The following is a 15,412-nucleotide window of genomic DNA, read 5'->3' as shown; positions in this document are numbered from 1 at the left end:
AGGGTTAATAACCCCAATCGGCTCGCTGTTCATTCTGCATACCGCGCAGATACAACAGGTGCGAATCCATGCAGTCCAGCTCATAGGAGGCCTTGCTCATCATCTCGCCAAAATACCGCGTATTGATGTACTGCATTCCCGTCAGGCTGGGTTCTCCGGTCCGGTTCTGCGCGTACCGAAAGGCCGTCGCGCGTTCGTCTGCGTCAATAAAGGCTTTTACCACGGCGTCGAGGGTCGCGTAATTATCCCTGGGAAAGGTCTTATCAATGTCCATAACCAGCGACCTAGCCATTGGCCAGAGCGTATTGAGGTTGTGATTGTCCGTTTTCCGTTTATAGCGCTCGGGACGCTCAACCAGATCGAGGGCGGTGCTGATGATCCTCTTCAGCATCAGCTCAACGTGGTGTCGGTACAGAAACACAATCGGGTACACCAGCGTATCCTGGTCGCTACCGGTGGCGTCGACGTGCGCAATCAGCAACTCGGCCGCCTGCCTGTACCCTTCCGAATAGGCCCAGTGCTCGGGGTGGAAGCCGTTGATACAGGCGTTGTTGTGCCAGTCTTCTGCATAAGTAAAAAGCGGCGGCGGCGATATTTTGCCCATGGTCAGCCTGCCCCGTTCTCGTGATTTTTTTCAGCAATAATCTCCTGCGCGATCGCGCAGAACTGCTCATGCTCGGTTTCCAGGTAGTGGTAATAGATGCGGGCATCGCGCTCGGTCAGCCCGCGCGGGTTGCCGGTAAAATAGCCGCGCAGTACCTCTATGGCGTGGCGGTAGGTGGCCAGGTCATACGCCCAGTCCGCGAGCTCGCCGGCCGCGTCCATCTCCTGCCCAAACTCCGCGTACTTCTGCTCCAGGATATCCAGCCCAAGCTGGGTGGCCGCATGCACGTTACTCTCGTTCAACACGGCGACCGCGTTGCGGATCTTTTCAAACTGATAGCCGAACCCTTCTTTTCCGGTGATCGATGCAAACATGCTTTTCTTCCTTTGGCCATTGTGCCGGTGAACATTGAGAAAGGTGATGTTCAGTGATGGTATTGGGGTTTGAAGCCCAATGGAACGGAAACGTACGTTAAAAACGTAACCATATGATTTTATGTCTATAAAGTCGTGGTGCTGTAGAGCAGGTTTACATTGATTTGATTACCGAGTTTATGAATATCGGCAGTGCCGAAAACCGCATACCGACAGGCACCAACGGAAAAAGTAAACAAAACCCTCGTTTTCTTTACTCGCCTGATCTGCTCAAAAAATACACTTAGCGTACAGTTTCGTACAGGTGGGCTTCAGACCCCAGGAAGGGGATAGTTCCTTCCTACCGACTAGACCAATAGTGTCATTCACCTCTTACAAATAGCATGAACCGACACTTGCTTTGGCAACTTCGCAGAAATGGATGTCAGAGTTATTTATAACCACAAACAAAGTACGTGCAAAAAACGATCATAAAAAGATCAGAAAGCAACCTCTTCAATCTAATTTTAGAGTTGGTCTTTTATAATACTTAATTATAAATATATTCCATGCAATGTTAATCCTTAATAAACATTGAGTTAATTAAGCGTTGTAACGGGTTTGCGGAAAAGTTACGTAAACCTGTCCTTATTCTTAAATAATTTTAATATTTCACCGTGATAATTATGTTGTTTTGTCACATTTTCCACTTATTATCCCGTCACTAATTGTAAGGATCTGTCAATGCCTAGTCCGTTTTGATTTCATGGAGAGTATCATGAGGGATATTTCATTATTTTTTAATCGATTGAATTTTAAGGAAAAATACGCCAAAGATATACACTACCTTGTTGCTCTGCACAAAGCTCATTTCTATTCAGTTCCGTTTGAGAACTTTACAATGAAGGATAACGGAGCTGGCGAGTTGTCATATGATGACATTGCCCATAAGGTAATATTTAGTAATAGAGGGGGGATCTGTTTCGAGTTTATGGTGTTGCTTGAAAAGCTTTTTGATCATTTAGGCTATGTGCACTGTTCGCGATTGGCTAAGGTGCTTATTCCTTTTATGACGCCAGCAACCCATCAGTTATCTATAGTCTCTATCAATGAGGAACGGTGGATTTTTGATGTGGGTTTTGGTGCAAAAGGCCCGCGTGCCCCTTTGCTGCTTATTGATGGTTATATCCATGAGCATATTTTCCTTTCTTCCAAAGTCACCAGAAACTCTGTACATGGCTGGGTAGTCTCCGTAAAAGAAAACAGTAAACCTAATGCTGTCTGGGAAGATATTTATTCCTTTCATGACACAGCAACTTTTCAACCTGATATCAATATGGCTTATTTCTACACCCTTCATTCTCCACAAAGTCTCCTTAACACGAACCAGGTTGCGAGCCTTCCGACAGAAAACGGTAGGATAAGTATACGCAACAATACTTTCACAGAAGTTAATGGATTCTCTTCCTTATCCGTTGAAATTGCAGATAAACAGGCGCTTTCTCAGCTTCTTTCCGAGAGATTTGGTATCGCCCTTTCACCTGAGAATATTCCTGAAGAGGGAATTCAATGAATACCATATACATCCTTGTCCCAGGTTATACGAACTCAGGCCCGGAGCACTGGCAGTCATTCATGGAAAGAAAATATAGCAATGTTGTACGTGTTCAGCAGGAGGACTGGAATACCCCCTCACCTGTTTGGGTAGACAGACTCAGTCAGGTTATAGAAGAGACCCACGGCGATATAGTGCTGCTCGGCCATAGTTGCGGCTCCGTAACTATTACACAGTGGGCCGCGAGTCATTCATGTAGCAGAGTAAGGGCTCTTATCCTTGTAGCTCCGGCTGACGTAGATGCTGAAACGGCGATTGTACCTATTAGGCTGCAGCGCCCATTGCCTTTAGAACATCTCGGATTTAGCTCACTGCTTATTTATAGCGACAATGATGAACATCTCAGCGAGGCGCGTGCCCGTTCGCTCGCAGATACATGGGGTTGCGAAACTCGTATCTTCCACGCAGCTGGCCATCTTCACACCGCTGCTGGCTATGGTGAATGGCTTGAAGGTGAGCGTCTATTTCAGGCATTTACAGGTATTCCGTTAATCAACGCCATAACAAAGGACTGAAGATGTTTTGTGAAGTAAAAAATTTTGGAGCATCCGCGCGCAGTTTTCTAATCGCCACATTCCTAATGGGATTGAGCAATGGCATGTTTGATGCCGTTTACAACTTTTATCTAGAGGCTCGAGGCATAGATAAAACGGCAACCGGGCACATTTATGCTGTAGCCATGATGATGATGGCCGCCGCGGTGATCCCACTGATTTTTGCCAGTAGGCGAATGTCTCAGAAAAAGTTGCTTCTTATTTTTGCATTCATATATTCACTACCCTTTATTCTACTGCCAGTACTAACGACAGTATGGGCGAGTGCCATTACATTAGGACTCATTCTTTCCGGAATGATCGCGCAACTGTCGCTTGGGAATTCCCTTATGGGATCGAACATAGATGCCAAAAGCAGGACGACACTGTTCAGTTGCTTCTTTGTCTCCTACCTGGGAGCGGCAATGACGGGTTCTTTCGCGGTCAGCCTTATTACACATTTTTCTCAGGCCGAACCGCTAAGAAATTATCAAGGGATTCTCGCTGCATCATTCATCTTCTCCCTGCTGATGATATATTTCCGTGTTAAATCTATTCAGGGTGTTATTGAGCCCGGGAGTGATGACCGCCAGCTTTCTGACATGAAGAATATGGAATGGGGCAATTTCATTGTCCTTTTTATAGCGGCTTCGCTTCTCGGAGCTTCGATAACACTCATTTTTCGCTTCGTTAATATAGTATTCAACCTAGCCTATAGCATGAATGTCAGCGAGATCTCCCTGGTTATGGGTGGGGATAAGATTGTCAGCATTGTAGGAGCAATATTTGCCCCTCTATTAGTGAAACGCTTCTCATTGAAACCTACCGTGCTCGTTGCTGGTGTACTGACAGCTGCATGCTTATTCTTCCAATCATTGCATGTTCCTGCGGCAATTTTTATTACTCTATATTTCATAAGACTTCTTCTCAACTACTGCCTGATGCCACTTTTGGATACGCTGGCAATTACCGGTTTTTCTAAAGATAGAACGCTATTGTCTACCAGCATAAGGCAGCTTTCTTTTTATCTTGGGAGTGCGCTTTCAGCCATGATCTACGGGGATTTACTTGATGGTGGGCATTGGGAAAATACGCTGGTCATCTCTGCGGGACTTGCTTTTGCCGGAGCAATTTTCATGAGTTTAATTCGTGTCAAAAATGAACATTAATTTCGCAGTCAAAAGTTAAAGGAGTAATTTATGTCCGCTAATTTTGTAGTACCCGACAGTGAAAATGTCGCCCTCATGCTGACAAAATTGTCAGCACTCTGGAAGAACCGAGCAGCGGTTAATAACAGACACCCTGAATATTCCGAACTTGAATTTGACGCATCTAAAAAGGATTTCAGCGAGTCTCTGCTTCCATTCAGGCAGCACGATGCTTGGCAAGAAGCACCTGAAGAGGTTAAGGATCGTTGTCTGTCTTATGCCTGGGGTATATATAATCTCAAAACTATCTATATCGAATGCGATATTGTCACGCCCGCATGTGAAGACATAATAAAATGCCCACCGCTCAATTCGCCCAATAGAGTCGAACTCCAGGACGTCATGTCAGAAGCACTACTGGATGAAGCGTTGCATACGCGAATGTCAGTCATGGCGTCTAATTACATCTACGACCGGCGTGGACTTAAACCGTTAAACTATACGAATTTCAATCTCATCGCATGGCGCAGGCAGATACTTGCGGGCTGCAGCGCCGATTGGCAGAGGCGACTTACCCGCTTTGCAGTCGCCTGTGCCAGCGAGACTTTGATAACTGACTATCTAAAAGTGATGGCAGAAGACAGAAGTATTCAAAAGGTATGTCATGAAGTAACACGTATTCATGCCGAGGATGAATGGAGTCATTCAAGCGTATTCAGTTATGTAGCCTACGACATTGTTCGTGACCTCAGCTTGAGCGAAAGAAAATACCTTAGGGATATCATGCTTAAAACGGTCGATCTCTTTGCGGATAATGAATTAGGTGCGTGGGAAAATATTTTCAGCCTTGTTGGTATGCCCTATGCAAAGGAAATAGTATCAGAAACGCAGCGTTGTAATGAGATAAGTATTTATCTCGATTCAGCGGAAAAGGTTATTTCTAGGATTGGTCTGTAAAGGCAAACTTATAAAATGAAACTTATTTGTGATGAATCATCCTTGTTAACAACAAGGATAAGAATGTTTCGCCTTAAACCTACGAACAGCAGTAAATTTAATAACATACCTTGCGCACCGGGTGAATATTTCAGTTTTCACTTTAGGGATGAAAATGATTTTCCTCTCCAACGATGTTATACACTGGTATCCGTGGGAAAGGGGGGGTATTACGATTTTATCATCGAGGATAAAGGCGAAGAAAGTGCTTCGTCTGTTATCAGTCAGCTGTTTGTTAATAGAAAAGAAATTGAAGTATCGGCGCGAGGAGGAGAAATAACTTTTGACTCGATTAGAGGAAAGAATAATGTTCTCCTTGTAGCAGGCGGAATCGGAATAACCCTGCCTCTTGCACTTATACGCGAATGCTTCAGATATTATGGATACAGTGCACCCGGAAAAATAGTCATGCTGATGTTGAGTTGTAACGACTTAGGTTCCGTCCCATACTTGAATGAATTGCTTGACCTCCATTCACGATGCGACTGGTTTAATCTGCGCATTAATGTGACTCGAGCCGTACTCGATAAAAATACTGATTTTATCAGACCCGGTAGAATAGATATGACGTCAGCCGAAATAACCCCCTCCCCTGAAATGGCTATTATATGTGGCAGTGCGGGGTTTGCAGAGACAATGGTGTCAGCTTTCCAAAAGCGTTTTCCGCATTCTGCCGTTGCTGTCGAGGCATTCAGCTCCATTCAAAAGGCAGCGACCGGAACCACAAGTCTCGTTAACTCATCAGGAAGCCTGACGGTTATAAATCAGAAACGTGAAATATCAGTCGATACCGAAAAAACGGTCCTTGATAACCTGATACAGCACGATATTTCTATCAGAAATATTTGCCGCGCTGGCATCTGCGGAAGTTGCAAGTTTAGATTAGAAAGCGGCAGTGTTCGAAGTGAGCCTGACTTCTGTCTGTCTGCAAAAGATAAAGCAGAAAATATTCATCTTGCGTGCTGCTCATTCCCTGATAAAAACGTAGTCATTGAAATAATCTGAATTCATTAACTTAAGGAATGAAAATGAGAAATAATAAATGTGTTTTGGTCGTTGACCCCTTCTCCAGCGGTGCTGCTTTTTCCAATAGAATAAAATCTCTCTTTGGCTACGATGTTATGGCACTTATTACAAATGACCGCCTACCGTCTGCCGTAATGGCCACCTTCAAGCATGATGAATATTCGAAGGTTTTTTACTATCAGTCTCATACGGAAACCTTACAACAGATCGAGTCTGAAATCGGTCATGCACCTGATTTCATTGTCTGTGGTTCAGAGCCAGGTGTTAACGTCTTTGACAGACTCTGTAAAGAGTGGGAGTTACTGCCTAATATATTTGAACTTAGCCAGGCACGGCGTGATAAATATCTCATGCAGTACCAGCTAAAACAGGATGGTATTCGCCACATTCCACATTATAAATCGGGTAATCTTCAAGAGATTTTGAAATGGTGCACGGATAATCCATTCAGAGAATACGTAATTAAACCGGTCCGTTCATTCGGAACTGAAGGTGTTTTATTCTGTAAGAGCACATCAGAGGTTGAGCGAGCTTTCTGTGAACTAATTAATACATTTGACTATTCAGGAAGCAGAAATGAAGAACTCCTGATTGAGCAAAAAATCGAGGGTACAGAGTATGTTGTAGATGCTGTCAGCAGTGATGGTGAACATTACGTTGTGAATATCTTCAGGTACGTAAAGCAGGAAATTAACGGTGTCCCTATTTATCGTCAGATGATTATCGAACCAGTCGATGAACACACGACGCTTGTCGACTACGTTAAAACAGTTCTTACCTCACTAGGTGTTCGCAACGGTACTTCCCATAACGAAATCATAATGTCTGTTACAGGCCCTGTTCTGGTTGAAACAGGTGCTCGAATGCACGGCGGACTTGGCCCTCGTCTTGTAGAAGAGTGTAATTCTCACTCACTCATTGATTTAAGCCTGATCGCCCGCATTTCGCCAAGCGAGTTTGCAGATAGAACAAAGACTAAGCCCCTACTGAAGAGTTACGCTTTAGAGTACTTTCTCAGTTCACCTCAATCAGGCACTCTGAAATCGGTGAACATTGAATCGCAATGCTCATCCCTGAATAGCTATGGTTTTACAGTGTGCAAATATGAAGTCGGAGACTATCTCGAAAAAACAACCGACTTAGTCACTTCTTATGGACGTGTAGTCCTTTTCAATTCTGATAGGAAGATGCTGATTGCCGACGCACAGCGTGTTACCGATTTAGAAAAAGCGGGTGTGCTCATAAGCATGAAGTGAAAATAAAAAATGAAACATTAGATTCTTAAAATTTTCTGTTAGATAGTTTTTATTTGCAGTAATTCATTGTTATTTCACTGTATCCAAACCGCCAAATAGGCGGTTTTTATTATATCTTTATGGTAGCGGAGTACTCACAAAGATGACTCTAATTGTGTTCCCTATCAGCCCAGAATTTGCCGCAAGCGCTGCCTAGATTCCATGAGTTTTATCTGCACCTTCAATTAATGATCCCTAGACTCGATTGACACTCATTGATCTTACCCACGTAATGTGGACACGGCTCTAAGCGAGGTTCTAGTTTTCAAATTGTTCCGGGCTGAGACCGCCGCAGGCACTGTGGCGACGCCAGCGATTGTAATCGCACTCAATATAGTTAAACACCGTCATCCGCATCATTTCACGGCTGCTAAAGCGCTCTCCGTGGATACATTCCACTTTCAGCGAGTGAAAGAAGCTTTCCACGCAGGCATTGTCATAACAACAACCTTTTGCGCTCATGCTTCCACGTAGATTATGGCGTTTCAGCAAGGTCTGATAGTCCGATGAACAGTACTGCCCACCACGTTCCGTGTGAACGATGACATTTTTCGGGCGTTTACGCCGCCAGAGCGCCATTTGCAGCGCATCGCAGGCCAGTTGGGCTGTCATGCGCGACGACATCGACCAGCCAATGACGGAACGTGACCACAGATCGATGACCACCGCCAGGTACAGCCAGCCTTCGTCCGTGCGCAGATATGTGATGTCACCCGCCCACTTCTGGTTCGGGCCGTCAGCGCTGAAGTCCTGCTCCAACAGATTATTCGATACCGGCAGACTATGTTCACGGTAGCTGACCGGGCTAAACTTCCGGGCGGCTTTCGCCCTTAGTCGCGTGTCCACTATTGCTGGGTAAGATCAAACTCTCTAACACAGAAAAATGAGACAACCTTCCCTTCATGGCTACGGGGGAGCCACTCGCACTAGGAAAGTGGCCGACCGGAATAATGCCACCTCGAGCGATGGTAGCCCCTAAAGCTAATCCATGTGCCGAGCCTGAAGCTTGGAGTGACTCTGCTAAATTAGACCAATAGTCTTCCGACCCATAGTGTTTACGCAAATAAATAAACCGCTCATTTTTAGGAAGCACCTTATCAAGACTCAGTATTCCACCGGCCCTTACCGCCCGAGAAATTTGCTGGCGTGCTGCTACTTTGGTGAGACCATTTCTTGCAACTAGTTCTTCAACTAGTTGTGAGCTTGGGCATGGGCCAGTAATCTTTAAAAGTTCCAACAAAGTCATTTTCATGAGGATGTCACACTGCGTATATAATAATTACAAGAATATGAACGTTAGGCAGTAAAAACAGAATTAAATATTATCTTTATTAAACAGTTGGATAGGGATACTCATTCTGCTCAAAGATGATTATGCGTCACAGACACAGAAATTCCCCTGCGCTTTTACGCAATGATATACGTTTTCCATTTTCTAAAAAGTAATGAGATACCTTCGTGGAAGATGGGTTTATCTTCATCACCGATGCTTCAGCATAGCTACAGCGTCGGCTCCGGGCATGGAGAACTGCACCCGATGGCGGGCCGCCACGTCCAGCGCAAATACCTTCGTATACACCTCTGTCGAGCTGACCGACTTGTGACCCATCAGGCTCTGCAGCACCTTGAGCGGAATACCGGCGTACAGCATGTGCATGGCGTAGCTGTGCCGGAAGGTGTGCGGTGTCACCGGCACCGAGAACGTCACGCCGTCGGCGGCGGCCGCGTCTACCGCCTCATTAATCCAGCTGCGCACCGTGCGGTCGGTGATCTCCCAGATGCGCGCCTTTTCGGTCTTACCGGTTCGCTTATTGCGTCGCTCCAGCGGAATTTTCAGCGTGGCCACCATCATCTGTAGCTGGCTGACGTACAGGTGATCAGAGAGGGGGATCAGGCGAAGTGCCTGGCTGCCGGCGGGTGCCCGCCCGGCCGTTCTCGCCGCTTTCTCTGCGCGTTGCTTGAGCGTCGCCAACTGCACGAACGGATAAGGCGGTGCCAGGGAAAAATCCCCCCGGGTCAGGGCCAGCGCTTCGTTAATGCGCGCACCCGTATTCCAGAGCGTCGCCAGCAGCATCTTGCGGTGCAGGTCCGGCACGTAGTGGAGCAGCGCGCTCACCTCCGGGGCCAGCAGGTATTTCGGCAGGTCGTCCTGGACTAGGGCCATCTTGCGAAGTCCCAGCGCGGCGGGATAGTCGATGGCCACGGGTAACTGAGCGACAGGGAAAGACTGCTGCCCCAGGGTAATGAGTCCAGTCATCAGGATGCGTCTCTGGTTGAAGATATGTTAAGCGCTGAAGCAATAATTTCTCTGTTTTCTTCCGTACGGCCGTCACCGAATAAATCCACTTCCTGCCGCATTGAAATGTTAGCCGCAGATATCAGTTCATAAACCTTCTGCAGGGCGTTTTGTAGCTGCAGCGGTGATAAAGCGAGCGGCACATCCTGCTCATCCACACCATTCCGGTGGACCAGGTCGTTGCGCCACTGCGTGATGATGCCAAGAGGCGTGAGAGGCCAGACGGGCGGCACATGCAGCACAGTGCCAAAATAGCGCTCAATTTTTTTGACGTTGTGAAACGTCATGCCGGAGACGTAATTTCTCGCAGCAGGCCGGAAAAGGGAAAGCGACATCTCGCGGGCAGCCTGCTTGTCTGTATTTTTAATACGTTTGGTATTCGACTTCAGGTAATACTCATCCTGAAAGCGTCTGAGCGGCCGGTCGTACTCCAGCAGCGCCCTGGCACAGTACATCAGGTACGCCTCCATGACCGTCACGGCATGGACGAAGGACATCCGGTATACAAGTTCCGGCTGTGGATTATCAAGTAAGGCCCACAACTTCTTCAGTTCCTGGTTTGCGTGCAGGTAACGTTGATGAACATTGCTCAGGGAAGCCACAAACAGACCGTGTTCATGATCCCACTGAGCCTGATCTGCAAGCGCATCCTGCTCCCAGTAATATAGATTCGTAGCCTGCTCCCACTCTTCAGAGTCAGGTACAACATCCGGATAATTTTCCTCAAGCCATTTATCAAAGCGTTCAGCTTCAATATCAAACATCGAGTCTTTCATGCTTGCCATAACACAAGTACCTCTCTGTGTGACTCTATAAACGGGAAATCCCACCAACAGTTATTGATGGTATGCAACTGACAATATCAACCATTAAGCGTCGCTAGGTATGAACGCAGACAAACAACATCCTCCTCACAAATCGTCAGGTTGAAAAGCAGCTCATCCTTTTCATGCAGTTCTGTTAACCCTTCTCCATCTGGCACGCTGCCCAGAGGGTAGTCGTCCACCAAATCAGCATTTTTCACGAAACGCCATGTACCCAAACTACGATCAAAACGAGCAAGACGTCTGCTTTCGAAAGTAACTATGAATAGATCGCCTGAGATGATGATTCGCAACCAGATACGCTGGTGACCTAGTTTCGTCAGCGATCTATACATGTTGGTCATATCAACTATTTTCTTACCGTCCATCAAAAGTGATCCCCATAAAAATAGTCACTAAGAGTAATTACTATCTGCGGGAGATCTAACTGCGCACAATCCTGAGTCAGTCACCCTGCCTGAATATTCTCAGGCTTATTTTTTACTGTCGGGAATGTCACCAATCTGATAATAAGCAGACATATAATCACGTCGCACAATTACCGTTTCGCCATTCCTGCGTGATCCGATTTACTGGCATATTCACACTTTCCGGAAGTGTACCACGGCGAGGAAATAAGCAAAGCCGCCCTTTTCGGGGTCGATATCCCCGTCACAGTGCAAGCAAAAAACACAACATGTACGGGAGTTAGTATCACCAGAGATACTCCATGATGTGTTTTTCGGGGAAACGGCAGCCGGGCTGAAAGGCGAGATCCGGTAATGCCAGAAAGCGGATCTCACAAGAAAAAATGAAAGGAATGTGATGAACCTTCATTTAAATGACATGATGTCATTTTATGGAATGATTTCATTTTCAATAGTTGACACTATTTGCAATGAAGGCGCTTAATGATCGTGAGGCTAAAATAGCTACGTCAATGACAGGAAAAAAATGATGCTCAGCCAGTTAACACTCCGCTTTCCTAAAAAACTCATCGAATCGCTGAAAAACCGTGCTGTCACGGAAAAGACCTCGGTCAACGCCCTGGCCGAGCGTTTTCTTGACGTCTCCCTGCAAACCAGCGCGCCGGATGACGACTGGCTACAGCTGGTTACCCGACCGGACGAGGCGGTGCAGCAGCTGTACCGCAAAGTTGTCCTCGGAGAAACCTTTGGCCGCCAGGCGCTGCGCCGCGCCGAGCTGCGCTTTATGACGGATCTTGCCCATCAGGCCTACCGCGACGCCAGCGCAAAGGAATTTGTCAGGTGGCCAGTATTGGAAACGCTGCTGAACATCAGCTTTGAGCTGCTGGTCTGGCAGGCAGAGCACGGGCTGCCGGTGGACAGCCACTACATTAAGCGCACCTTTGAGTTTGCGACCGAGAACTGGCAGGAAGAGGCCGCGCGCTTTATGCGTGAAATGAGCCGCGCCGTCGATCCCGGCTATGCGGAATATCTGATGCGGCCGCTGGCGTCTGGCTGCTTTTCGCTGAATGATTATCCTGACGACGTGCTGGCCCGCGTCTTCACGCCGGCGCGCCTGCAGCAGATCTTTCCGCTGGTGATGCGCACCCGGCAGTGGACCTTCGGGCAGCGCGAAACCTTTATCCGGGAGGTGCGCCCGTCGGTGCGGGAAATGAATGACACCTTCTCCGCCGGTGACCTGCGGTTCGACATCCGGGTCGACGGCCAGCGCGGTGACTTGCCCGCCGCCGTTGGTGATGAGGTGCCGCGCCTGTATCTGGTTCTGACCGGCAGCAACTTTGTTATGCCGTTCGGCTGGAGGGAGTTCGCGGAACTTTACCGCCTGCTGAACGTCTATCGCACCACGCCGGAGGCGGTGCGCCGCTACAGCGAAGGTGCCCATATCAGCCTGGCCCTGCCGGGGACTGCGCATCAGGACGCGATCCTGGGTTTTGATGCGCTGCGGGTGTTTGTGCCAGCCGAGGCGTTCGGCGAACTGGTCCGGGAGCTGACGGAGCGGGTGGATACGGGCGCCCTGGCCAGCGCCGTGGAGGCTTTACGCTCGCTGTACGGAGATTTATAACATGACAGATGAGCAGACAGGAGACGGCGAACGTTTCAGCGCAGGCCTCGATGCCGCCGTGCAGAGTCCCGGCGAAGACCGGTATGGGTTTACCCACGTCGCGAAGCAGCTGGCACATGCCATCGAGGGGTTAGGCCGGGACGGCAGCGCCGTGATCGGCATTGAGGGCGCCTGGGGCTCAGGTAAAACCAGTCTACTCAACTTATTGCGTTTCGAACTCGAGGCCGGGCTACCTGAGCGAACCTTTGTGCTGTCCGTGTCACCCTGGCTCGATGGTGGGAGTATGAGCCCCGTAGAATCCCTGCTGTTGCCGGTCGCGGCCATTATTGCGGAAGAAGAGAAGCGCGCGTTATCGGCCCCAGCGCTCAAACGCCTGAAGCGAAAAAAAACGCTGACAGATACGGCGTGCAAAGTATTACGCTACAGCCAGTCGACCGCCCGCCACCTGGGACCCGTGGCCGAGATGGCCGCGCTGGTACCCGGCATGCCCAACGCCAGCGGGGCACTGAAGGCTTACTCAGACGCGGAGTTTCTGACCAACAGAAAGACAACCGCCGAGTTGCGCGCCGAGATTGGCGAGAAAATTACTGACCTGGACCTGAGTTTTATCGTCGTAATGGACGACCTGGATCGGCTGGAACCCGCTCAGGCGGTGGAGATCGTTCGCCTGGTGAAATCCGTGGCAGATTTTCCCCGCTTTCGCTACGTCCTGTCTTACGACAAAGCGGTGCTGGCCCATGCCATTCAGACCGGTCTGGGGGTGACGGACGGCGCCGCCTACCTGCAAAAAATCGTGCAGATTTCAATCAGCCTGCCTCGTCCGGAGGCCTTTAGCCTGCGGCGGGAATTCATCAGCGGCGTGACTGACCTCTATCAGGACGTTAATGGTCACGGTCCCGAACAGGACTTGCTGGGCGACCTTACGCGCGTGACGGATGTCTACGGCGGCGCGTTGTCCACGCCGCGAGAGGTGAAACTGGTTCTGAATATACTGAGATTTCGCTACGGCGGAGTGCGCGATTACGTCTACCTGCCCGATTTGTGTCTGCTGCAGCTTATTCGTATCAGTAACGCTGGCCTGTATGACTGGATAGAGCAGTATCTGACGGAGCGTGCTGTTGTGGAATCACGCGACGGTAGCGTCGGTGATGAAGAGAAGACGGAGTTGAAAACGAAGCTGATAGAACACCTGAGCCATTTCCCACCTTCAACGGCGCGCAAGCCTTTTTATCTAAATGGCTGGGTGCCCGGAATTTTAGGCTCTAACGTCGAAAACATGACGCTTTTTTCTCCCATAGGGGATCAGGAGCGCGCCGAGATGACGGCGGGTAAGCGCCTTGGCAGCGGTGCCTACTGGCGTTACTACTTCTCCTTTTCCTCCCCTCAGAATGTGCTACCTCCGGCGTTTTTTGATGACCTGTTCCGTCAGGCAGAGGATCCTACACGCCAGGGGGCTATGTCGGAATTGCTACTGGGAAGAATTAACAGCAACAATGTGTCCTCCCGCACCTGGTTCGAACACATTCTTAGCCAGCTTTCTCCGGCGATGGTGGCCGCGCAAAGTGCGGCAGCCTGTGAAGGTTTGGTCAGATTTTTCTTTAACTACGGCGATACGGTTATACAGCGCTTTCAGCAACTCAACGTCTGGTTTGCGGCGTATGACCTCAATATAGACGGCGTTGTAGACCGGTTAATACAAAGAATGTGTGAGGTAAACAGGGCAGCCACAATCACCTTCCTTCAGGATATTTGTGTCGAGGGGACCGCCTGGTCATGGATTGCAATGTATGTGCGGCATCTTATGTGGCAAAACGGGCTGGTCGGCGACCGGCCAGCGTCGATGGATGATCGGGTGTTGTTAAACGAAGAACTGGGAGCAGTATTGCCAAGGCTTGCTGAACGGCTGAACCAGGATGAAATTTTGACCCTTCTTTTAGAAACGAACGACCTACTGTCGTATCTTTATGCCTGGAGAGATATCGATAACGTCGAACGCGTCAGGACGTGGGCTGAAGAGGTCATTCAAACCGATGAGGGGCTGGTGCAACTGCTTTTGCGCTTAAGAGGTCGTGGTATAAGCAGTGCCACAGGTCGTTATCTGAGTCTTGACCTCTCCGGCCTGAGTGAATTTCTCGGCGACGAGGAGGTAATTGAACAACGGCTTGCTCGCATAGAGGCTGGGGGGCAATATCCAGAAGTCATAACGGAAATCAGGACTTCCCAGGCGCACGCTCGATTTTAATGCCCTTGGCCGGAAAGTTTTTTATTACCACCCGGTCACCACGCCCTGCTCTTCAGCCGGTGGCGGAGTCGCTTATCCGCCATGAACCAAATGATGCAGGATTAATAACTTTCAGATATGTCCTTTATGGTCTTGCCAATACTTTATTTCTGTTAGCATTCCAGACATCATCCATCAGCTCCGTTAGGCGCGCAATCCACCCGTTCATATTACGGAGCGCTTATTCCACTCTCTATTGCCTATTCTCCCCACCTACCTATACGGCGTGAGTGTGTGCCGAAAGCCATTTGTCGCGATGGGCGTTTTACCGTATCTGCTCATGTCGAGACCTGGAGTGTACAAATATGTACACGATATTACCCCGAGGTGTTATAATCTTACAATGCGCACAAGTCGCGCGAGCGAGAAACCAGCTTAGCAATTCTGCAAAGCCCTATCCGAGGAGCAACGAG

At 48.7% G+C, this 15,412-nt stretch carries 13 protein-coding genes and 1 pseudogene; 8 read left to right on the top strand and 6 right to left on the bottom strand.

Translation table 11 applies throughout. The annotated features are described in order from the left end of the window. Nucleotides 1-4: 4 nt before the first annotated feature. A complete protein-coding gene (locus tag EAH77_RS21985) occupies nt 5-604 on the bottom strand; it encodes a hypothetical protein (RefSeq protein ID WP_140475107.1) in 600 nt (199 codons plus the stop codon). A 2-nt stretch (nt 605-606) separates the two neighbouring features. Then, nucleotides 607-978: a hypothetical protein gene (locus tag EAH77_RS21980; protein ID WP_140475105.1), complete on the bottom strand. Its 372-nt coding sequence runs from the start codon at nt 976-978 to the stop codon at nt 607-609. A 757-nt stretch (nt 979-1,735) separates the two neighbouring features. On the opposite strand from EAH77_RS21980, the gene EAH77_RS21975 reads away from it, so the two are divergent. From EAH77_RS21975 to EAH77_RS21950, 6 genes are read left to right on the top strand one after another with little or no spacing between them, the layout of a single operon-like run. Continuing rightward, a complete protein-coding gene (locus EAH77_RS21975; RefSeq protein WP_140475103.1) occupies nt 1,736-2,530 on the top strand; it encodes an arylamine N-acetyltransferase family protein in 795 nt (264 codons plus the stop codon). Beyond that, nucleotides 2,527-3,087: an RBBP9/YdeN family alpha/beta hydrolase gene (locus EAH77_RS21970; RefSeq protein WP_140475101.1), complete on the top strand. Its 561-nt coding sequence runs from the start codon at nt 2,527-2,529 to the stop codon at nt 3,085-3,087. Before EAH77_RS21975 ends, EAH77_RS21970 begins: the two co-directional genes overlap by 4 nt. Nucleotides 3,088-3,089: 2 nt before the next feature. After that, entirely contained in the window at nt 3,090-4,274 is a 1,185-nt protein-coding gene (locus EAH77_RS21965) for an MFS transporter (protein WP_140475099.1), read from the top strand. A 30-nt stretch (nt 4,275-4,304) separates the two neighbouring features. Next, nucleotides 4,305-5,210, top strand: a complete 906-nt coding sequence (locus EAH77_RS21960; protein WP_140475097.1) for a diiron oxygenase — start codon at nt 4,305-4,307, stop codon at nt 5,208-5,210. Nucleotides 5,211-5,225: 15 nt separating this feature from the next. Further along, nucleotides 5,226-6,254 carry a 2Fe-2S iron-sulfur cluster-binding protein gene (locus EAH77_RS21955; RefSeq protein ID WP_140475095.1) on the top strand — a complete coding sequence of 343 codons (1,029 nt, stop codon included), beginning with the start codon at nt 5,226-5,228 and terminating at the stop codon, nt 6,252-6,254. A gap of 23 nt (nt 6,255-6,277) precedes the next feature. Next, nucleotides 6,278-7,531 (top strand): ATP-grasp domain-containing protein, encoded by a 1,254-nt coding sequence (locus EAH77_RS21950; protein WP_140475093.1) that lies wholly within the window; start codon nt 6,278-6,280, stop codon nt 7,529-7,531. 297 nt (nt 7,532-7,828) lie between these two features. On the opposite strand, the pseudogene EAH77_RS21945 reads toward EAH77_RS21950, so the two are convergent. The 4 genes and pseudogenes from EAH77_RS21945 to EAH77_RS21930 form a co-directional block, all read right to left on the bottom strand. Then, nucleotides 7,829-8,404, bottom strand: a pseudogene (locus EAH77_RS21945) (IS3 family transposase); the annotation flags it as partial. 646 nt (nt 8,405-9,050) lie between these two features. Further along, nucleotides 9,051-9,827 carry a site-specific integrase gene (locus EAH77_RS21940; protein WP_140475091.1) on the bottom strand — a complete coding sequence of 259 codons (777 nt, stop codon included), beginning with the start codon at nt 9,825-9,827 and terminating at the stop codon, nt 9,051-9,053. Continuing rightward, nucleotides 9,827-10,651, bottom strand: coding sequence for a hypothetical protein (locus EAH77_RS21935; protein ID WP_140475089.1), 825 nt, complete (start codon nt 10,649-10,651; stop codon nt 9,827-9,829). Before EAH77_RS21935 ends, EAH77_RS21940 begins: the two co-directional genes overlap by 1 nt. 77 nt (nt 10,652-10,728) lie before the next feature. Continuing rightward, a complete protein-coding gene (locus EAH77_RS21930; RefSeq protein WP_140475087.1) occupies nt 10,729-11,058 on the bottom strand; it encodes a hypothetical protein in 330 nt (109 codons plus the stop codon). A 565-nt stretch (nt 11,059-11,623) separates the two neighbouring features. Between EAH77_RS21930 and EAH77_RS21925 the strand changes: the two genes are divergently transcribed. Beyond that, entirely contained in the window at nt 11,624-12,718 is a 1,095-nt protein-coding gene (locus tag EAH77_RS21925; RefSeq protein ID WP_241673512.1) for a transcriptional regulator, read from the top strand. A 1-nt stretch (nt 12,719) separates the two neighbouring features. After that, on the top strand, nt 12,720-14,960 hold the full coding sequence (locus tag EAH77_RS21920) for a KAP family P-loop NTPase fold protein (protein ID WP_140475085.1): 2,241 nt from the start codon (nt 12,720-12,722) through the stop codon (nt 14,958-14,960). Nucleotides 14,961-15,412 lie beyond the last annotated feature (452 nt).

The sequence above is a fragment of the Ewingella americana genome, from assembly GCF_006438725.1.
Taxonomy (GTDB): Bacteria; Pseudomonadota; Gammaproteobacteria; order Enterobacterales; family Enterobacteriaceae; genus Ewingella; species Ewingella americana_A.
This window is presented reverse-complemented; position numbering and strand designations above follow the sequence as displayed.

Excerpts from the sequence above, each read along its gene's own strand:
- EAH77_RS21975 (WP_140475103.1), top strand. The coding sequence starts at position 1,736 with ATGAGGGATATTTCATTATTTTTTAATCGATTGAATTTTAAGGAAAAA.
- EAH77_RS21950 (WP_140475093.1), top strand. The coding sequence starts at position 6,278 with ATGAGAAATAATAAATGTGTTTTGGTCGTTGACCCCTTCTCCAGCGGT.
- EAH77_RS21965 (WP_140475099.1), top strand. The coding sequence starts at position 3,090 with ATGTTTTGTGAAGTAAAAAATTTTGGAGCATCCGCGCGCAGTTTTCTA.
- EAH77_RS21930 (WP_140475087.1), bottom strand. The coding sequence starts at position 11,058 with ATGGACGGTAAGAAAATAGTTGATATGACCAACATGTATAGATCGCTG.
- EAH77_RS21940 (WP_140475091.1), bottom strand. The coding sequence starts at position 9,827 with ATGACTGGACTCATTACCCTGGGGCAGCAGTCTTTCCCTGTCGCTCAG.
- EAH77_RS21955 (WP_140475095.1), top strand. The coding sequence starts at position 5,226 with ATGAAACTTATTTGTGATGAATCATCCTTGTTAACAACAAGGATAAGA.
- EAH77_RS21970 (WP_140475101.1), top strand. The coding sequence starts at position 2,527 with ATGAATACCATATACATCCTTGTCCCAGGTTATACGAACTCAGGCCCG.
- EAH77_RS21985 (WP_140475107.1), bottom strand. The coding sequence starts at position 604 with ATGGGCAAAATATCGCCGCCGCCGCTTTTTACTTATGCAGAAGACTGG.
- EAH77_RS21980 (WP_140475105.1), bottom strand. The coding sequence starts at position 978 with ATGTTTGCATCGATCACCGGAAAAGAAGGGTTCGGCTATCAGTTTGAA.
- EAH77_RS21960 (WP_140475097.1), top strand. The coding sequence starts at position 4,305 with ATGTCCGCTAATTTTGTAGTACCCGACAGTGAAAATGTCGCCCTCATG.
- EAH77_RS21935 (WP_140475089.1), bottom strand. The coding sequence starts at position 10,651 with ATGGCAAGCATGAAAGACTCGATGTTTGATATTGAAGCTGAACGCTTT.
- EAH77_RS21920 (WP_140475085.1), top strand. The coding sequence starts at position 12,720 with ATGACAGATGAGCAGACAGGAGACGGCGAACGTTTCAGCGCAGGCCTC.
- EAH77_RS21925 (WP_241673512.1), top strand. The coding sequence starts at position 11,624 with ATGATGCTCAGCCAGTTAACACTCCGCTTTCCTAAAAAACTCATCGAA.